The sequence below is a fragment of the Rhodanobacter sp. DHG33 genome, assembly GCF_014843005.1.
In the GTDB taxonomy this organism is placed as follows: Bacteria; Pseudomonadota; Gammaproteobacteria; order Xanthomonadales; family Rhodanobacteraceae; genus Rhodanobacter_A.
Window position 1 is genome coordinate 55,473 of record NZ_JACYXM010000008.1, and the last position, 19,591, is coordinate 75,063.

A 19,591-nucleotide genomic window follows, 5' to 3' on the forward strand; every position below is an offset into this window, starting at 1 on the left:
CGGGAAGCGGGTCGAAGCACTGCACCTTCACCCGCCGCCCGCACCCGCGCCAGCTAGAATCTCCCTACCGCCGCCAGGGAGTGACCGTCATGGGTCAGCACATCCATATCCCCACCTCGCGCACGCAATGCATCGGCGGCTACCTCGCCCAGCCCGAAGGCAAGCCGAAGGGCGGCATTGTCGTGGTGCAGGAGATCTTCGGCGTCACCGGGCACATCCGCAGCGTGGCCGATCGCTTCGCCGCCGCCGGCTACACCGCCATTGCGCCGGCCTTCTTCGACCACCTGGAGTCCTGGCTGGAACTGGACTACGACGAGGTGGGCATGGCGCGCGGCAAGGCGCTGGTCTACGAGCTGGGGCTGGACCGCCCGCTGGAGGACGTGGCCAGCGCCGCCGAATCCATCGCCTCGTCCGGCAAGGTCGGCGTGGTGGGCTACTGCTGGGGCGGCACGATCGCCCTGCTTTCCGCGCTGCGGCTGGGGCTGCCCGCGGTGAGCTACTACGGCGCGCGCAACGTGCCCTTCCTGGTCGAGAAGCCGAAAGCGCCGGCGATGTTCCACTTCGGCGAGGACGACCCCTCGATCCCGCCCGAGGCGGTGGCGCAGCACCGCGAAGCGCTGCCGCAGATGGACGTCTTCACCTACCCCGGCGCCGGCCACGCTTTCAACCGCGACGGCGACGCGCACTACCACGAGCCCAGCGCGAAACTGGCGTGGCAGCGCACGCTGGCCTTCTTCGACCAGCAACTGGCTGGCGCATGAGCGAAGCGACCTTCGCGCTCGACCCGCGGCTGGAAGCCGACACCCGCCACGTCGCCATGCTGCCGCTGTGCGAGCTGCGGCTGATGGACGACGCGCGCTTCGCATGGCTGGTGCTGGTGCCGCGCCGCGCAGGCATGGTGGAAGTGGCCGACCTCACCGAAGCGGAACAGCAGCAGCTGTGGCAGGAAGCGAATCGTTGCGCCGCCGCGCTGCGCGCCGTGGCCCCCTGCGACAAACTCAACCTCGGCGCACTGGGGAACATCGTGCGCCAGCTGCACTTGCACGTGGTGGCGCGGACCCAGGGCGATGCGGCCTGGCCAGGGCCGGTGTGGGGCCATGGCGAACGCGAACCGTACCATCGCGATGCCATGGCAAGCCGGCTGGATCTGCTGCGCGATGCGCTTGGCTGTGACGGCACGTCCGGCACCCATCCTGTGCCGCCTGCGACGCCGCTTACTTGAAGCTGTCCATCGGCTACCGCCTGTTCTTCGCCGTCTGGCTGACGATGCTTTCGCTGGGGGCGCTTGGCATCGAACTGGCGCGGTGGAAGCTGCTCGACAATTTCTCCGGCGGAATGCCCGACACGGACACCGGCTTCCTCGACGGCCTGAGCGCCACGCTGGAAGCGAAATACCTGGCGCACCACGACTGGTCGTTTCTTCCTTCCGGCGCCTCGCACCGCAAGGCATGGCTGCCCGACGAATACATGCATTCGCGGGGGGCGCTAGAGGCATTCGGCACACGACCCGGAGCGACGAGCGTCGCCTATCGGATCGGCCTGGTGGACCGGCAGGGAGACTACCTGGCCGGAGCGCTCGCCAACCCCGTGACGGTCGCCGTCGGCGCGCTCAACCGGAGCGCACACCCGCTCATGGTGGATGGCGAGCGGATCGGGTCGCTGGTGGTGGCCCAGCCGCAGAATCCCGATGATGCGCTGGCTGTCGCGTTCCTGATCGATCAGCAAGACCGCCTGCTCTTCGTCGCGCTTGCCGGACTGCTGCTGAGCGCCGCCATCGCGGCACTGTTCGCAGCGCATCTGCGCCGGCCGATCGCGCAACTCGCCGCAGGCGCGCGCCAGCTCCAGAAAGCGCGATTCGACACCCGCATCGACCTGCGCCGCCGCGACGAACTCGGCGAGCTTGCCAGCACCTTCAATCAGCTGGCGGCTCGGCTCGAGGAAACGGAACGCGCGCGCCGGCAATGGATCGCGGACACTTCGCACGAATTGCGCACGCCCCTGGCGGTGCTTCGGGCCCAACTGGAAAGCTTGCAGGACCGTGTCCGTGCCGTCACGCCCGAGAACCTCGCACTGATGGAGCGGCAGGTTCGCTCGCTGGGCAGGCTCATCGACAATCTCTACGAGCTGGCCCGTGCCGATATCGGTCAAACCGCCTACGACATGGCCCCGCACGACGTATGGCCGCTGCTGCGCGAGGTGTTCGGCGATTTTGCGGGCAGATTCCACGCCGCCGGACTGCACCCTGAAATCGGCGCGGCACCGGAGCATTCCCGCGTGAACTGCGACGCCGACCGCATACGCCAGGTCGCCGCCAACCTGTTCGAGAACAGCGCGCGCTACACCGCAGCCGGCGGCCGCGTCGCCCTGGGCGGCGCCGCGGCCGCCGGAGAATTGCGCATCACCGTCGACGACTCCGCCCCTGGCGTCCCCGACTCCTCCATCGACCGGCTCGGCGAACGCTTCTTCCGGCCGGACGCTTCGCGCAGCCGGGAATCCGGCGGTACCGGAATCGGCCTCGCACTGAGCAGGCAGATTGTCGCCGCGCACGGCGGCCGCCTCGAATTTTCTCCCTCTCCGCTGGGCGGTTTGCGCGCCGTGATTACCTTGAAGCTGCACGACCGATGAGCCAGACGATTCTCATCGTGGAGGACGAAAGCGACCTTGCGGCCATCGTCGCCGACTACGTGGTGGCGGCCGGCTTCACCGCCGAGGTAGTTGCCGATGGCATCGCTGCCCTCGCCGGCATTCGCCGCAGCCCTCCCGACCTGATCGTGCTCGACCTGATGCTGCCGGGGCTCGATGGGCTGGCGCTGTGCCGGGCCGTGCGCGCGTTTTCCGACGTGCCCATCCTCATGCTGACCGCCAGGGTCGAGGAAATAGACCGCCTGCTCGGCCTGGAAGCGGGTGCCGACGACTACGTCTGCAAACCGTTCAGCCCGAGGGAACTCGTCGCGCGCATCAAGACGATACTGCGGCGCACGCATGGCTCCGAGCCGCGCCCGCCGCTCCTGGAGATAGACGAAGCCGCCCGCGCGATCCGCATCGGTCCACAGACGCTCGACCTGACTCCGAGCGAATACAACCTCTTCGCGGCCATGGCGAAGCGGCCCGGCACGGCGTTTTCGCGCGCGCAACTGCTGGACATCGCCCGCTGCGACAACCTCGACGTCGGCGACCGCGCCATCGACACGCATGTCAAGAACCTGCGGCGCAAGCTCGCCGCCGCGCTGCCGAACGTCGAGATCATCCACTCGATCTACGGGCTCGGTTACCGCGTCGACTTGTGACCCGGCATCCGCGGAGATCACGACACCCACGATTCCCTCACATTGCCATCGCAGGCTGCGTCCGTCGGCCGTCGACGCAACCATTTGGAGGGAAGTGAGATGAACAAGAAGCGCAAGATCGCCATCGCCGCCGCCGTCGGCATCTCGGCGTTGAGCAGCATCGCCGTACGGGCATGGGTGGGCCGGCCGGATGCGGGGCCGCCGCACGAACCGCCGCAGAAGGACATGGCCATCGACAAAGCCATGCGCAGCGAGGTCATCGACAACATCATCGCCAACCTCGACCGCGCCTATGTCTTTCCGGACAAAGCCGCCGTGATCGGGGCGGATCTGCGCTCGCGCCTCTCGCACGGAGACTTCGATGCCATCGGCAGCGCCGAGAAATTCGCCGATACCCTGACCGGGGTCCTGCAGGACCAGACCCACGACAAGCATCTGGAGGTCCGCTATTTCGAGCAGGCGGTCGCCGAAGGCCGGGACGGCGGCCCCTCGCCGGAAGAACAGGCGGACGAGGCCCTGCACCAGAAACAGCTCAACTATGGCTTCGCCAATGTCGGCCGGCTGCATTTCAACATCGGCCTGCTCGACCTGCATGCGTTCAGCCGGCCCCAGCCCGCGGCCGGGCGCATCGCCGCCGCGATGACCCTGCTGGGCGATACCGATGCGTTGATCATCGACCTGCGCCAATGCCAAGGCGGCGACCCGGACACGGTGATGCTGCTGGCAAGCTACCTGTTCGACAAACCCACGCATCTCAACGATATCTACTTCCGCGACGAGAATCGCACGCAGGAGCGCTGGACGACGGCCAGCGTGCCCGGCAAACGCTACGGGCAGGCGCGGCCCGTCTATCTGCTCACCAGCAATGACACCATTTCGGGATGCGAGGACTTCGCCTATGCCCTGAAAAACGCCGGCCGGGCGAAACTCGTCGGCGAGACCACGGCCGGCGCCGCGCATGCCGGTGCGCCGCACCGGCTGAGCGCGCACTTCATGATGTTCGTGCCGTCGGGACGTCCGATCAATCCGGTGACGCACGGCGACTGGGAGGGCGTGGGCGTCGTGCCGGACATCAAGACATCGGCCGGGAAGGCGCTCGATGCGGCGCAACTCACGATACTCAGGAAGATGCTGTCGTCCGAGACGGACCCCATGCGGAAGGACGATATGCAGAAACACATCGACGCATTGAAATAAACCGGACCGCCGACAAAGCAAGAAGCCCGCGGATCGCTCCGCGGGCTTCTCGTTGGTCACCGATTAAATCAGTGCTGTCCTTGCCCCTGCCCTTGTCCCTGCTGCTGCGCAGCCTGGTCGACAGAGTCGCAACCGGCGGCCGTCTTGCACTCCTGGCCGTTGCCGATCGTCACCGGCGCATGATGGTCTTCCAGCTCGCGCGCAGTGGTGTTGATCGCGTTGATCTCGGTGAGCTGGCCGTCCTTGTCGTAGTACACGGTGAAGCCGTAGTCGATCGACATGCGGGCCATGTACTCCAGATGCACCTTGCGGATCTTGTAGTCGTCGCTGGGCACCAGCAGGATGGTCTTGGGCAGGTGGCCGGTGTCCTTGAGGTAGGCGAAGTGGCTGCCGGCATCGACCGCGGACAGTACCGCGCCGTCGATCACGAACTGGCCTTCCTTGTAGGCCTGCACGGTGCTGTCGAACCGGCCCTTCCACTGGGCCGTCTGGGCCTGCTGGGTCTTGATGCTGTTCTTGTGACAGCCGGCGAGCACGAGCACGCTGCCGAGCACCAGCGCGGCGGCGACTCGGGTCAGGATGGTGGAAAGACGGATCATCGGGTTCTCCTGCGAAAAGCGGTCGTGTGACTTTGCAATGTTAGTGCGCGCCGCAGCTCCGGCGCGCGGGGCCGGCGTGGCCGTTCAGGTACGCGGCAGGGTCACGCCCTGCTGGCCCTGGTATTTGCCGCCGCGGTCGCGGTAGCTGGTTTCGCAGGGCTCGTCGGATTCGAAGAACAGCATCTGCGCCACGCCTTCGTTGGCGTAGATCTTGGCGGGCAGCGGCGTGGTGTTGGAGAACTCCAGCGTCACGTGGCCCTCCCACTCCGGCTCCAGCGGCGTCACGTTGACGATGATGCCGCAGCGCGCGTAGGTGCTCTTGCCCAGGCACACCACCAGCACGTCGCGCGGGATGCGGAAGTACTCGACCGTGCGCGCCAGCGCGAAGGAATTGGGCGGGATGATGCACACGTCCGACACCACGTCCACGAAGCTGTTCGGATCGAACGCCTTGGGGTCGACGATGGTGGAGTTGATGTTGGTGAACACCTTGAACTCGCGCGCGCAGCGCACGTCGTAGCCGTAGCTGGAGGTGCCGTAGGACACGATGCGCCCCTCGCCATTCTGCTTGACCTGGCCCGGCTCGAACGGCTCGATCATGCCGTGGCCTTCGGCCATGCGGCGGATCCACTTGTCGGACTTGATGCTCACGTGCGCTCCGCAATCGGCGTGGCGCCCGGCCGGGCCGGGCGTAAAACGGCAAAAATACATGGTCGGGGAGGCGCGGCGCCAGCGGAGCGGCAAATCAACCCAGTTCGGCCTTCAGACAAGCCAGCGCCGCACGCAGTTCCGCGCAGCGTTCCGCGCTGTCCAGCACCTGCTCCATCGTGCAGCCCGCGCCCGGCAAGGCCACCGGCATGGGCTGCGTCGTCAGCACTTCGGCCGACATGGTGCGCAGGATCTCGGCCAGCGCCTCCTGTGCGTGGTGCGAGCCGCGCGCCGACGCGTTCAGCAGCAGCACCGGCTTGCCGGGAAATTCCAGGCTGCCCACCAGCCAGTCCAGCAGGTTCTTGAAGGCACCGGGCACGCCGTGGGCGTATTCGGGACAGGCGACCAGCAGCGCATCGGCCTGCCCCACGGCCTCGCGCAACGCCAGCACGGGAACGGGCAACGGGTCGCATTCGTCGTCGGGATTGAACGGCGGCAGGGCGGCGAGGCCTTCGTACATCGCCAGATCGAGCGGCGCCGGCGCCAGTTGCCGCGCGGCTTCCAGCGCGGCACGGTTGGAGGACACGCGCCGCAAGCTGCCGCACAGGCACAGCACGCGCCGCGGGGTGCTCATGCGCCGGGCGCGCCCTGCACCACGATCTTGCCCAGGCCCAGCGACTTGTTGCGCGGCTGGCGCGACAACCGACCGGCAGCGTTGCGGGCGATCTCGCGGTAACGCTCGGCGAGATCGGAATCGGGCATCGCCGCCACGGTGGGCGTGCCGCCGTCGGCCTGCTCGCGGATGCGGATGTCCAGCGGCAGCGAGCCGAGGTACGGCACGCCGTACTGCTCCGCCATGCGCGCACCGCCGCCTTCGCCGAAGATGTGTTCCTCGTGCCCGCAGTTCGAGCAGACGTGGGTGGCCATGTTCTCCACGATGCCGAGCACCGGCACCTCTACCTTCTCGAACATCTTGAGCGCCTTGCGCGCATCCAGCAGCGCAATGTCCTGCGGCGTGGTGACGATCACCGCGCCGGCCACCGGCACCTTCTGCGACAGGGTGAGCTGGATGTCGCCGGTACCGGGCGGCAGGTCGACGATGAGGTAGTCGAGCAGGTCCCAGCGCGAATCGGTGAGCAGTTGCATCATCGCCTGGGTCACCATCGGGCCGCGCCAGATCATCGGCGTCTCCTCGTCCACGAGGAAACCGATGGACATGGCCTGCAGCCCGTGCGCCTGCATCGGCGTGATGCTCTTGCCGTCGGGCGATTCCGGCCGGCCGCTGATGCCGAGCATGCGCGGCTGGCTGGGACCGTAGATGTCGGCGTCGAGCACGCCCACCCTGGCGCCTTCGGCCTGCAGCGCCAGCGCCAGATTGGCCGATACCGTGGACTTGCCCACGCCGCCCTTGCCCGAGGCCACCACGATGATGTTCTTCACGTTGGGCAACGGCGCCAGCGTGCCCTGCACCTTGTGCGACTGGATGCGGCAGGTGACGGATACGGCGGCCGATTCGATGGCGGGGTCGGCTTCCAGCACCTGCTTCGCCTGCGCGGCCAGCACCGCGGCTGCACCAGCGGCGGGATAGCCAAGCTGCAGGTCCACCGACACCCGCGCGCCGTCCACGCCCACCGCACGTACGGCCTCGGCCAGCGGCGCGCCGGTGTGGGGGTCGGTCAGTTCGCCGAGCAGTCGGCGCACCAGGGCTTCGTTCGCCTGTGTCATGTCGTGTCTGGGTACGGTGGGGAGCCACGCATTATGCCAGCCATGGCCATGGCTCCGTCCGGCAACGCCAGCTTGGCGCGATGCAGCTTGACGACTCCGGCCGGCGTCGTCAGGCTCGAACCATACTGTCACGCACGGGGAATGTCGCCATGAAACATGCTGTCCGTCTCGCCCTCGCCTTCGGCCTGCTGCTGGGGACGGGAGCTGTTTCCGCCGCCGACGTGAGCACGCCGGTCGGCACCTGGAAGCAGGTGGACGATGTCTCCGGCAAGCCGACCTCGATCCTGCAGATCACCGAGTCCAATGGCCAACTGCAGGCCAAGGTGCTGCAGGTGATGAACGCCTCGCCGGAAGACGTCGCCCGCGACGGCAACCCGCCGAAGTGCACCCAGTGCGACGGCGCGCGCAAGGACCAGCCCATCATCGGCATGACCATCATGTGGGGCGTGACGCGGGACTACGACGTGTGGGACGGCGGCAGGATCCTCGATCCCAAAAACGGCAAGGTCTACAAGGTGAAGCTCACGCTGAAGGACCACGGGCAGAAGCTCGACGTGCACGGCTACATCGGCTTCTCCCTGCTGGGACGCAGCCAGGTGTGGGAACGCACCGAGTAATTCCCGGCACGTGCAGCGCACTCTCGGCTGGAGAGTGCGCGGAAGAACGCTTCACGAGCCTCTCACGCCGCGACAGCACAGCGCATCACAACGCGCGACATGAGCCGCACGCTGTCATCCAGCCGTCGCCGATCCGCAATCGTCTCCCCGGCACTGTCCCGCCCTTCTCACACCACGAAGGGAGCGGGGTATGCGACATCAACGCAAGTCGAACATGGGCGTGCTGCTGGCGGCGGCCTGCCTTGGCGGACTGTTCGCCACATCGGCCTCCGCCGGTGCCAGCAGCAACCTGCTGGTGAACGGCAGCGGCGAATCGGGCACCTGCACCGCCGACTGGTCGGCGGTGAATACCGTGCCGGGCTGGACGGTGACGCAAGGCAGTCCGTCGACCGTGTGCTACTCGATCGGCAGCTTCAGCACGCCGGGCAACGCCTCGGGCGGCAACGCCTTCATCGCCGACGGCCCCTATGGCGATTCCGCGCTGCGCCAGAACGTGGACGTGTCCAGCGCCGCCGGCGCCATCGACGGCGGCACCATCACCTACTCGCTTTCGGGCTGGCTCGGTGGCTACACCACCTACAACGGGCAGGCCGTGGTCACGGCGACCTTTCTCGACGCCAACGGCAAGCCGCTGGGCACGCCCGCGCAGCTTGCCGGCGCGAACGCATCCGCGCGCGGCGACAAGACCGGCTTCCTGGCCAAATCGGCCACCGGCAATGTACCGGCAGGCACGCGCACGATCTCCGTGCTGTTGCAGTTCAACGACACCTCGGCGTCCTACAACATCGGCTATGCCGACAATCTCTCGCTGACGCTGTCCACGCCGGTCACGGCGGCCACCCTGCAGGCGCCGCCCTCGCACGTACCGGCCTTCGACCACGTCTTCATGGTGATGATGGAAAACACCGACTACGACGCGGTGATCGGCGACACCACCGACGCTCCCTTCATCAACAGCCTCGCCAACCAGGGCACGCTGCTCGACAACTACAGCGGCGTCTACCACCCCAGCGACGAGAACTACCTGGCGATCGCCGGCGGCGACACCTTCGTGAAGGGCGCGATCTACTACCCGAACATCAAGGTCACGGCGCAGCACATCGGCGACCGGCTCGAAGCCATCGGCAAGACCTGGAAGGCCTATGAGCAGGGCATGGGCACGCCGTGCAATACCAGCAACAACAACGACAGCTACTACGAACCGGACGACGCGCCGTTCATCAACTTCACCGACATCTCCTCGAACCCCACGCGTTGCGCGGCGCATCTGTTCGACACCACCCAATTGACCACCGACCTGCAGTCGGCCGCCAGCACGCCGAACTTCTCCTGGATCGCCGCGGACGACTACTACGACGGCGAGTCCTCCGGCAACGGATCGGCGCAAAGCCTGCAGGTGCAGAACGGCTGGTTGCAGCAGACCCTGCAGCCCATCTTCAATTCGCCGGCGTGGACGCAGCAGCGCTCGCTGCTGATCCTCACCTGGGACGAATCGGAATCCACCAGCGGCAACCACATCGCCACCATCCTGGTCGGCTCGCCGGGCGCGGTGCAGGCCGGCTACACCAGCAATGCCAGCTACAACCATTTCAGCGTCGGCCGCACCATCGAGAACGCGCTGGGCATCGCGCCGCTCACCAACAACGACCAGTACGCGCAGCCGATCAACGACGCCTTCGTCGCCACCGCCGCCGTGACCACGCCCAGCCTCGCCAGCACCATGCCTAGCGTGAGCCAGGGCACCTACGTGCACTTCGACTACGCCACGCCGGCCAGCCGGCTCAACGGTGAGAACTGGGTCGGCATCTACGCCGCAGGCAGCGGCCCCGGCAACGGCAGTTCCGCGAGCTGGCAGTACGCGCCGAACGGCAGTGGCACGGTGACGTTCGATACCTCCAGCCTGTCGCCGGGCACGTACAACGTCTGGTACTGCTACGACGATGGCTACACCGTGTTGGCCGGCCCCGTCACATTGACCGTGACCAGCCACTGAGCATCATCCGGGCCCATCCCGCTTTCCTTCGCCGGAAGGTGGGATGGGCTTCCACGATTACGCGTTTTGAACGCTTCTTCGCTCGCCCGGATGCGAAACGGGTATGCCATTTTTTCATGATCGATGCACTGGACCGGGTCGCCGATTCGAGCGCATGCTCCCGAAGCCGTCGGCCAGCAGGCCGGGCACCGGGGCATTGTCGATTTTCAGTCAGCGCGACCGCTGTATGTGGCTGCGTCGGGCCCATACAGCGATCCGATGACTCTTTCGCTGGCACACGTTCGACGCAAGGGAGGCAGACCTAGACCGATCTATCCAATTCAAACGATCTGTTTCATCACAGGGGACAGGGGACTCGTTTTTTTCATCAGGTATTTCTTGGGAGAAAAGACGTGAAAACTGAACATGTGATGTTGGGTGTATCCATTGCCGCCGCGCTCGCCACCTTGCCGGCGATCGCCTTGGCTCAAGCTTCGTCCGCGCTGGCCGGCCTGAATACGGTCGAGGCGCCGCGCGTCACCCAGACTGTCGACAATCGCGTCGTGTCGATGCTGGGCAATACCCACCTGGCTCTGCTCAATAGCGTGAAGCCGACCGGTCCGGTGGCGGATTCGCTGCCCATGAACCACATGCAGCTGGTCCTGCAGCGCAGCGCCTTGCGCAAATCGGCACTGGAGTCGTTGATCGCCGCACAGCACGATCCTTCGTCGTCCAAATTCCATCGATGGATAACGCCCGCCCAGTTCGGCGAAAACTTCGGCGTCGCCGACGCGGACATCAATGCCGTGAAATCGTGGCTCGTTTCACAGGGCTTCACCGTCAACGGGGTGTACCCGAACAAGTCGCAGATCGATTTCAGCGGCACGGCCGGCCTGGTGCGCCAGGCATTCCACACGCAGGTGAACCGCTACACCGTCAACAGCGTCAGCCACGTGGCCAACGCGAGCGACATCAGCATTCCCTCGGCGCTGCAGAGCGTGATCGTCGGCGTGGCGGGCTTGAACGATTTCCGACCGCAGCCGTTGCACGTGGCCCCGCAGGTCGGCCGCTTCAATGCCGGCAAGCACAACTTCACGCTGCAGAAAGCGTCCGCGTCCGCCACGAACTCCCAGGCCAACCCGATGGCGGTGGCGTTCACCAATGGCGCCCGCGGCTTCGCGCCGTACGACCTCAACACGATGTACAACACCACGGCGCTCTACAACAAAGGCCTTACCGGCAAGGGCATTTCCATCGCCGTGGTCGAGGACAGCGACATGGACGTTTCGGACTGGCCCAACTTCGTCAGCCAGTTCAACCTCGGCAGCTACGGCGGCACGTTCAAGCAGTTCCAGCCGCAGCTGACGCCGGCCACGGGCAACTGCACCGATCCCGGCAATGCCACGGGCGACGGGGAAAGCATCGAGACCGTGCTGGACTCGGAGTGGTCCACGGCGATGGCACCGGGTGCCGACATCTGGGTGGCGACCTGCAATGACGCCGGCAGCACCAACTTCTTCGGCGGCGTGTATACGGCGGCCAACAACCTGATCAACGGCACTACGCGGCCAGACATCATCAGCGCGAGTTACGGATACGGGGAAGGCTATACGGATGCCGCCAGCAAGACGGCGATCGACCTGATGTGGGCCCAGGCCGATGTGGAAGGCATCTCGGTCTTCGTTTCCACCGGCGATTCCGGTGCCAACCCGAGCTTCAACGGCTCCATCATCAATGGCGTCGGCGTGGACGCCAATTCGTTCGCCACCTCGCCCAATGTCACCGGCGTCGGCGGATCGGATACGGCCGACGTGCTCGACGGCACGACCAAGAAATACTTCAGCAGCACGCTCAATGCCGTGTACGGCTCGGCGCTGTCTTATGTGCCCGAGATCACCTGGAACGAGTCCTGCGGCAACACCACGGCGGCCCAGCAACTGGTGGGGCTGACGGCACTGCAGTTCTGCAAGAACGCGCTGATCTACGACCCGTACGGCTACTACGCGACATCCGAGAGCGGCAGCGGCGGCCCCTCGTCGGTCGACCGCAAGCCGGCCTGGCAGCGGCAGGTGCGCGGAGCGGCCAAGGACCAATCGCGCGACCTGCCCGACGTCTCGCTGTTCGGCGGCTCCTATGGCGGATATTCGTGGGTCATCCTCTGCACCGGCGACTACCCGTGCGCAAAGAACTTCACGACGCCGGTGGTGCTGGAGGGTGGGACGTCCCTGTCGTCGCCGATGTTCGCCGGCATCCAGGCGTTGATCGACCAGGGCCTGTCCAAGGCCGGCCTGCCCGCGGGCCAGGGCAATGCCGCGCCCACGCTGTACGCACTGGCGAGGAGCGAATACGGGGATGCGACGGGAGCCACTCCGGCCACGCTTGCGCAATGCAATGCCGACAACGGCACCAAGGGCACCGGCAAGTGTGTGTTCCACAACATCACCGGAGGAGGCAATTCGACGCAGTGCATCGAGGTGGCAGCGTTTGCCGAGACTACGCCGGATTGCTACTTCTACGGCACGATAGCGAACTTCGAGGGGGCCTACGGCTCCACCAAGATCGGACTGACCTCGACCAGCGCAACGAAGTACAGCCCGACCACCGCGGCCTATGCCGCGCAACCCGGCTGGAGCTTCGCCAATGGCCTGGGCTCGGTGAATGCCACCAACCTGTATTCGGCCTGGATGGCCTTCGTGAATGCACCGTAGTAGCTCGATGCGCTGACGCGATTTCCCTTGGCGGGCATCCCCGCCAAGGGTTCGGCGCCTGCCGGGCGCCCCGTGCAGCCGCCCTTGTGTACTTGTCGCTCCGCGGAGTTGCGCAGCAAGCGGGCGATGATCGCGCACATCCCCATGCCAGGAACACGCTGCGGCGCGCCGTCTTGCGATGCCGTCCGAGACCGGTGCCGCTCCCCTGCGTCGAAGTAGGCGGCCAATCCCGCATGCCATAATTGCGAACCCGCCCACCTCTACGAGACGCCATGTCCCGCCGCCTGCTCGTCACCAACGCCCTGCCCTACGCCAATGGCCCGCTGCACATGGGCCATCTGCTGGGCTATATCCAGGCCGACATCTGGGTGCGGGCGCAGCGCATGATGGGCAACGACGTGGCCTATGTCTGCGCCGACGACGCCCACGGCACGCCGATCATGCTGGCCGCCGAAAAGGCCGGGATGACGCCGGAAGCCTTCATCGCCGGCATCCGCGTGGGCCACGAGGCTGACTTCGCCGCGTTCGGCGTGGCCTTCGACCACTACCACTCCACGCACTCGGACGAGAACCGCGAGCTGGCTTCGCTGATCTACACGCGGCTGCGCGACGGAGGCTACATCGCCAAGCGCAGCATCCAGCAGCTGTTCGATCCCGAGAAGCAGATGTTCCTGCCGGACCGCTACATCAAGGGCACCTGCCCGAAGTGCGGCACGCCCGACCAGTACGGCGACAACTGCGAAAACTGCGGCGCCACCTATGCACCCACCGACCTCATCAACCCCTATTCGGTGATGTCGGGCGCCACGCCGATGCTGAAGGATTCGGAGCATTACTTCTTCGAACTGGGCAAGTTCGAGAACCTGCTGCGCGACTGGTTCGCCGGCAAGTACTCCAACGGCCGCCCGGTGGCGAACGCCGGCGTGGCCGCCAAGCTGCGCGAATGGCTGGACGGCGGACTGAAAGACTGGGACATCTCGCGCGACGCGCCCTACTTCGGCTTCCCCATCCCCGACGCGCCGGGCAAGTTCTTCTACGTGTGGCTGGACGCGCCGGTGGGCTACCTCGCCAGCTTCAAGGCGCTGTGCGATCGCACCGGCCTGAAGTTCGACGACTACCTCGGCGCGGACAGCAGCGCCGAGATACACCATTTCATCGGCAAGGACATCATCAATTTCCACGGCCTGTTCTGGCCGGCGATGCTGCATGGCGCGAACCTCCGCACGCCCACCGCGCTGCACGTCAACGGCTACCTCACCGTGAACGGCGCGAAGATGTCCAAGTCGCGCGGCACCTTCATCCAGGCGCGCACCTATCTCGACGCCGGGCTCAACCCGGAATACCTGCGCTACTACTTCGCCAGCCTGCTCAACGACACGCCGGTGGACGTGGACCTCGACCTCAAGGCCTTCGAGGAGCGCGTCAACTCGCACCTGGTCGGCAAGTGGGTGAACATCGCCAGCCGCACCGCGGGCTTCGTGCACAAGTTCTTCGACGGCAGGCTGGCCAACGAATACGACGCGAAGCACACCGCCCTGTGGCGGGACCTGCTCGCGCACTACGAGGGCATCGAAGCGCTGTACGAAGGCGGCGAGTTCGCCGAACTCACCCGCCGCTTCGTGCTGATGGCCGACCTCATCAACGGTCACATCGCCGAGAAGGCGCCGTGGGCGATGGCCAAGGACGAGGCGCGCCGCGCCGAGCTGCACCAGGTGTGCTCGTTCGCACTGGCCGCCTTCCGCCTGCTTGCCGGCATGCTCAAGCCCATCGTGCCCGCCACCGTGGCCGCCGCCGAGCAGTTCCTCGCTGCGCCCATCGCCAACTTCGCCGAGGCGCGCAGCGCGCTGCACGGCCACGCTATCCACGCCTTCGAACCGCTGCTCGCACGCCTCGATCCCAAGCTCGTCGAAACGATGATCGAAGCCTCCAAGGAATCGCTGGGCGCAGCAGCACCCGCCGCCGAACCACCCAAGAAAAAGCCCATGAACGACACCGCCAAGCCTGCCGCCGCTCCCGCCGAAGCACACGCCACAACTACGCCGGCCACGATCGCCATCGACGATTTCGCCAAGCTCGACCTGCGCGTGGGCAAGGTGCTGGCCTGCGAGTTCGTGGAAGGCTCGGACAAGCTGCTGCGCTTCGAACTGGATGCCGGCGACCTCGGCAAGCGGCAGATCTTCTCTGGCATCCGCGCCGCCTACGGCGAGCCCGAAAAGCTGGTCGGTCGCAACGTGGTGTTCATCGCCAACCTCGCGCCGCGCAAGATGCGCTTCGGCCTCTCCGAGGGCATGATCCTCTCCGCTGGCGACGGCGGCAGCGACCTGTTCCTGCTCGACGCCGACCAGGGTGCCAAGCCGGGCGCCACGGTACGCTGACGGCAAACGCATGCGATGCGCCCACCGATCCTACGACCTTGCCGAGGCGGAGATCGTCGCTGGCCTGCTACGTGAGGAAGGGTGCATCGCCTTCGTTTTCGAAAATGGCCTGTCTCGGCTCAAGTGGTATCAGGTGATCGCATTCGGCGGATTCATGGTCATGGTGCCTGATACATACCTGGCGCAGGCACGCGATGTCCTTGATCACTGGCGGCGTGGTGACTATCGCCTCGACTGCGATGATTGCTGCCCTCGCTGCCAGAGTAGCGACATCGAAGAAAACCCAAACTATCGCGGGTGGGCTTTCTTTTTCGGATGCGTCCTCGGCCTACCGATATGGCCAGCACTCAAATGGCGGGAGCGTTGCAAGTCGTGCGGTCACCACTGGAGAGCGGTTCCTCCTGATACCTATGCCGAATTGAGCAAGCCGGCAACCAGGCCCGAAACGCGTGAGCACCATGGCTGACCCCTTTCATCTCGCCAACCGCATAGACGCCCTGTTGCCGCAGACCCAGTGCGAGCAATGCGGCTACCACGGCTGCCGCCCCTACGCGGAGGCCATCGCGCGCGGCGAAGCGGAGATCAACCAGTGCCCGCCCGGCGGCGCGACCGGCATCGCGAAGCTGGCGATGCTGCTCGACCGCCCGGCGCTGCCGCTCAACCCTGCCAACGGCGTGGAGAAGCCGCGCATGCTGGCGCGGGTGATCGAGGACGAGTGCATCGGCTGCACCAAGTGCATCCAGGCCTGTCCGGTGGACGCCATCGTGGGGGCGGCCAAACTGATGCACACCGTGCTTGCCGACGATTGCACCGGCTGCGAGCTGTGCGTGCCTGCCTGCCCGGTCGACTGCATCGTGCTGGAACCGATGCCGGTCGAACTGATCGACCAGCCGCATGCCGACGCGGCGCGCGAGCGCTTCCGTCAACGCGAGGCACGCCTTGCCCGCGAAGCCGCCGAACACGAGGCGGAACTGGCAGCGCGCAAGGCCGCGGTGGCCCCCACCGTATCCGCCAACCCGGTGCTGGCCGCCCTGGCGCGCGCCCGCGCCAAACAGGACAAGTCGCCATGAAGCGCGCCGATGTGGTCGAGCTGTTCACGCGCCTGCGCGAACTGAACCCGCACCCCACCACCGAGCTTGCCTACACCACGCCGTTCGAGTTGCTGGTGGCCGTGGTGCTCTCCGCGCAAGCCACCGACGTGGGCGTCAACAAGGCCACGAAGAAGCTCTATCCCGTAGCGAACACGCCGCAGGCCATCCTCGAGCTGGGCGAGGATGGCCTGAAGAAGTACATCAGCACCATCGGCCTGTTCAACGCCAAGGCAAAGAACGTGATCGCGCTCTGCCGCATCCTCGTCGAGCAGCATGGCGGCGAAGTGCCCCGCATGCGCGAAGCGCTGGAAGCGCTGCCCGGCGTGGGCCGCAAGACCGCCAACGTGGTGCTCAACACCGCCTTCGGCGAGCCCACCATCGCGGTGGACACGCATATCTTCCGCGTCTCCAACCGCACCGGCCTCGCCCCGGGCAAGGACGTGCGCGCGGTGGAGGACAAGCTGGAAAAGGTGATACCCGCCGAGTTCAAGCAGGACGCGCACCACTGGCTGATTCTGCATGGCCGCTACGTCTGCAAGGCGCGCAAGCCGGATTGCCCGGGCTGCGTCATCCGCGACCTGTGCCGCTACAAGGACAAGACCTTGGCGGACTGAACCGGCCGGCGCAACGCGTCGCCAACGCCGAATGATGTACAAACGGAGCCTCGCCCACCAAGGAGGAACCGTTCCATGCGAACCACTACCGCACGACTGCTGCTTGCCGCCTCGCTCGCCGTTGCCTTCGCCGGCACGGTTTCGGCGCAGGACCTGGGCTCGCTGCAGAATGCCGCCGGCAGCCTGCTGGGCCAGAAGGGTTCCGGCTCGGCGCTTCCCTCGGTTTCCTCGCTGGGCAGCGCGCAGAACGCGGCAGGCGTGCTGGGCTACTGCCAGTCGCACGGCTACCTGCCCAGCGCCACCGACACGCTCAAGGAGAAACTGCTGGGCAAGTTCGGTGGTCAGTCCGAAGCCACACAGGACAGCGGCTACAAGCAAGGCCTCAGCGGCGTCCTGCAGGGCGGCAACGGCCAGAGCTTCAACCTCGGCAACCTGAAGGGCACGCTGGCCAAGCAGATGTGCAAGCACGTGGCGGACAAGGCGGTATCGTCCTTCATGCACTGAGCGCCCGGCCCGTGCGCGTAGGGAACGGCGAGCCCGGGCTCGCCGTTCCTCCCCCGGGGGTTCTTAAGGCTGGTGTAAGGCTGCGGCCCCAAGATGCAGCCATCATGCTCCCGCAGCCACCACGGACAAGCCCATGCACATCATGCTGGTCGAGGACGATGCCGAACTCGGCGAGGCCATCCGCCATGTCCTCGTGCAGCAGTCCTGCGCGGTGACCTGGCTGCGCAACGGCCGCGAGGCCATGCTGGGGCTGGACGACCAGAGCGCCGACCTGGTGCTGCTCGACCTCGGCCTGCCGGACCGCGACGGTTTCGACGTGCTCGCCGAAGCGCGCCGCAAGGGCATCCGCACGCCCATCCTGGTGATGACCGCGCGCGACGGCCTCGAAGCCCGCGTGCGTGGCCTCGACCTCGGCGCCGACGACTACCTGGTCAAGCCGTTCCACCTGGAAGAACTGTCGGCGCGCATCCGCTCGCTGATCCGCCGCACCCGCGGCCTCGCCGACAACATCATCGAAGCCGGCGACCTGCAGATGAACCTCGCCTCCGGCGAAGTGACCTTCCGCGGGGCCGGAGTCACGCTGACGCGCCGCGAGTTCGCCCTGTTGCGCGCGTTGATGGAACGCGCGGGCCGCATCGTGCATCGCGAGACGCTGGAAAACTCGGTGTACGGCATCGACAACCCGGTGGAAGGCAACGCGCTGGAGGTGCAGGTGCACTGGCTGCGGCGCAAGCTCAGCCCGGATACCATCCGCACCGTGCGCGGCATCGGCTATATGCTGCCGCGGGAACCCAAGTGAACGCCTCCGGATGAAACCGCTCAGCCTGCGCCATCGCCTCACCTGGCTGATCATCGCAGTGATGGTGGTGGTGCTCATCCCACTGGGCATCATCAGCTACCAGCGCGAGCGGCGCGAGATGAACGAGCTGCTCGACGGCCGCCTCGCGGAAGCCGCGCGCACGTTGGGCGTGCTGATCGAAAACAGCAGCGCCGACGCGGACCATGCCGCCATCGCCACCGATGCCGACATCGGCCATGCCCTCATCGTCGCCGTGCACCGCCACAACTACGAACCCGACGTGGGCTTCCAGGTCTACGACGGCCACGGGCGGCCCATGGTGAGCACCGCCAACTTCGCCAACCTGCCGCCGCCCCGCCCCGAGCAGGCCGGCTTCGGCAAGATCACGCTGGACGGCTATCTGTGGCGCACCTTCGTCCTGCAGAACCGCGCAGGCCTGCGCATCCGCATCGGCGAGCGCTACGACAACCGCCTGGACATCGACCGCGGCCTGATGCTGGAACACGGCCTGCCCCTGCTGATCGGCCTGCCGCTGCTCGCGCTGCTGGCGCTGTGGGCGGTGCGCCGCGGCCTGCGGCCGCTGGACGAACTCACCGGTCAACTGGCCGAGCGCACGCCCGGCAGCCGCCAGCCGGTGGCGATCGAACTGGCGCCGGAGGAAATCCGCCCCCTGATCGCCACGCTCAACCACCAGCTCGAACGGCTGGAGGACGCCATCGAACGCGAGCGGCGCATGACCGCCGACATGGCGCACGAACTGCGCACGCCGCTGGCGGCCACCATGCTGCAGCTGGACAGCGCCGCCATCGCCACCCGCCCTGACGATGCGCGCGCCGCCCTGCAGCACGCGCGGCAAGGCGCCTCCCGGCTGGCCCGGCGCATCGAACAGATCCTCTCGATGGCGCAGCTCGAAGCGGGCGCGGCGGCCACGGAGCGTTCGCCGCAGGACCTGGCCGCCATCGTCACCTCGGTGATCGAGGAACTCGCGCCGCTGATCGCCGACAAGGACATCACCCTCAGCCTGCTGCACGACGGCACGCCGCTGCACGTGCCCGGGCACGAGGTGGCGCTGACCGCGATGCTGCGCAACCTGATCGAAAACGCCATGCGCTACGTGTCGCAGGGCGGCCAGGTGGAAGTGGCGCTGAGCCGCACCGCGGATACCGCCATCATCGACATCAGCGACGACGGCCCCGGCATCCCCACCGAGCATCGCGAGACGGTGTTCGAACGCTTCCGCCGCGAAACCCACGATGCCGCCGGGGGCTACGGCGTCGGCCTCAACATCGTGCGCCGCGCCGCCCAACTGCACGACGCCAGCATCGACCTGCTCGATTCGCCGTTCGGGCACGGCCTGCGCGTAAGAGTGGAATTCCGGCTGGAAGAAACGGGCTGAAAGCCTTTTCAAAATTCCCCGCATAGCCACACAGCATTGCCAGGCCCGGGGCTTAAAGC

The 19,591-nt window shown here is 66.6% G+C and carries 18 protein-coding genes; 14 read left to right on the forward strand and 4 right to left on the reverse strand.

Annotation, left to right across the window (positions count from 1 at the left end):
* The first annotated feature begins 89 nt into the window (after positions 1-89).
* Genes IHE46_RS15030 through IHE46_RS15050 form a run of 5 tightly spaced genes read left to right on the forward strand, consistent with a single transcriptional unit; the run spans position 90 to position 4,484 of the window.
* Positions 90-761, forward strand: coding sequence for a dienelactone hydrolase family protein (locus IHE46_RS15030; protein WP_192165480.1), 672 nt, complete (start codon positions 90-92; stop codon positions 759-761).
* Positions 758-1,222: an HIT family protein gene (locus IHE46_RS15035; protein ID WP_192165481.1), complete on the forward strand. Its 465-nt coding sequence runs from the start codon at positions 758-760 to the stop codon at positions 1,220-1,222. The genes IHE46_RS15030 and IHE46_RS15035 overlap by 4 nt, the downstream gene beginning before the upstream one ends.
* Positions 1,219-2,625, forward strand: a complete 1,407-nt coding sequence (locus IHE46_RS15040) for an ATP-binding protein (RefSeq protein ID WP_192165482.1) — start codon at positions 1,219-1,221, stop codon at positions 2,623-2,625. The genes IHE46_RS15035 and IHE46_RS15040 overlap by 4 nt, the downstream gene beginning before the upstream one ends.
* Positions 2,622-3,287, forward strand: coding sequence for a response regulator (locus IHE46_RS15045; RefSeq protein ID WP_192165483.1), 666 nt, complete (start codon positions 2,622-2,624; stop codon positions 3,285-3,287). The genes IHE46_RS15040 and IHE46_RS15045 overlap by 4 nt, the downstream gene beginning before the upstream one ends.
* Positions 3,288-3,329: 42 nt before the next feature.
* Positions 3,330-4,484 carry a S41 family peptidase gene (locus tag IHE46_RS15050; RefSeq protein WP_192165484.1) on the forward strand — a complete coding sequence of 385 codons (1,155 nt, stop codon included), beginning with the start codon at positions 3,330-3,332 and terminating at the stop codon, positions 4,482-4,484.
* A 68-nt stretch (positions 4,485-4,552) separates the two neighbouring features.
* Here the strand turns inward: IHE46_RS15050 and IHE46_RS15055 are convergent, their stop codons facing one another.
* From IHE46_RS15055 to apbC, 4 genes are all read right to left on the reverse strand, one after another.
* On the reverse strand, positions 4,553-5,083 hold the full coding sequence (locus tag IHE46_RS15055; RefSeq protein ID WP_192165485.1) for a hypothetical protein: 531 nt from the start codon (positions 5,081-5,083) through the stop codon (positions 4,553-4,555).
* Between the two features lie 84 nt (positions 5,084-5,167).
* Positions 5,168-5,734, reverse strand: a complete 567-nt coding sequence (gene dcd, locus IHE46_RS15060; protein WP_192165486.1) for a dCTP deaminase — start codon at positions 5,732-5,734, stop codon at positions 5,168-5,170.
* A 94-nt stretch (positions 5,735-5,828) separates the two neighbouring features.
* Positions 5,829-6,365: an NADPH-dependent FMN reductase gene (locus IHE46_RS15065; protein ID WP_192165487.1), complete on the reverse strand. Its 537-nt coding sequence runs from the start codon at positions 6,363-6,365 to the stop codon at positions 5,829-5,831.
* Entirely contained in the window at positions 6,362-7,456 is a 1,095-nt protein-coding gene (apbC, locus tag IHE46_RS15070; protein WP_192165488.1) for an iron-sulfur cluster carrier protein ApbC, read from the reverse strand. Before apbC ends, IHE46_RS15065 begins: the two co-directional genes overlap by 4 nt.
* A 149-nt stretch (positions 7,457-7,605) precedes the next feature.
* Here apbC and IHE46_RS15075 point away from each other — a divergent pair, with 149 nt between their 5' ends.
* The 9 genes from IHE46_RS15075 (at position 7,606) to IHE46_RS15120 (ending at position 19,532) form a co-directional block, all read left to right on the forward strand.
* Positions 7,606-8,073: a DUF2147 domain-containing protein gene (locus IHE46_RS15075; RefSeq protein WP_192165489.1), complete on the forward strand. Its 468-nt coding sequence runs from the start codon at positions 7,606-7,608 to the stop codon at positions 8,071-8,073.
* A 190-nt stretch (positions 8,074-8,263) separates the two neighbouring features.
* On the forward strand, positions 8,264-10,066 hold the full coding sequence (locus tag IHE46_RS15080) for an alkaline phosphatase family protein (protein WP_192165490.1): 1,803 nt from the start codon (positions 8,264-8,266) through the stop codon (positions 10,064-10,066).
* 392 nt (positions 10,067-10,458) lie between these two features.
* A complete protein-coding gene (locus IHE46_RS15085) occupies positions 10,459-12,753 on the forward strand; it encodes a protease pro-enzyme activation domain-containing protein (protein WP_192165491.1) in 2,295 nt (764 codons plus the stop codon).
* Positions 12,754-13,025: 272 nt separating this feature from the next.
* Positions 13,026-15,128, forward strand: coding sequence for a methionine--tRNA ligase (metG, locus tag IHE46_RS15090; protein WP_192165492.1), 2,103 nt, complete (start codon positions 13,026-13,028; stop codon positions 15,126-15,128).
* A gap of 458 nt (positions 15,129-15,586) precedes the next feature.
* Positions 15,587-16,198 (forward strand): electron transport complex subunit RsxB, encoded by a 612-nt coding sequence (gene rsxB / locus IHE46_RS15100; RefSeq protein ID WP_192165494.1) that lies wholly within the window; start codon positions 15,587-15,589, stop codon positions 16,196-16,198.
* Positions 16,195-16,833 (forward strand): endonuclease III, encoded by a 639-nt coding sequence (gene nth / locus IHE46_RS15105; protein WP_192165495.1) that lies wholly within the window; start codon positions 16,195-16,197, stop codon positions 16,831-16,833. Before rsxB ends, nth begins: the two co-directional genes overlap by 4 nt.
* A 75-nt stretch (positions 16,834-16,908) precedes the next feature.
* The gene (locus IHE46_RS15110) at positions 16,909-17,337 is read left to right on the forward strand and encodes a DUF2501 domain-containing protein (protein ID WP_192165496.1); all 429 of its coding nucleotides are present in this window, start codon (positions 16,909-16,911) and stop codon (positions 17,335-17,337) included.
* A 133-nt stretch (positions 17,338-17,470) separates the two neighbouring features.
* A complete protein-coding gene (locus IHE46_RS15115) occupies positions 17,471-18,136 on the forward strand; it encodes a response regulator (RefSeq protein ID WP_192165497.1) in 666 nt (221 codons plus the stop codon).
* A 10-nt stretch (positions 18,137-18,146) separates the two neighbouring features.
* Positions 18,147-19,532, forward strand: a complete 1,386-nt coding sequence (locus tag IHE46_RS15120; RefSeq protein WP_192165498.1) for an ATP-binding protein — start codon at positions 18,147-18,149, stop codon at positions 19,530-19,532.
* The last annotated feature ends 59 nt before the right edge of the window (positions 19,533-19,591 follow it).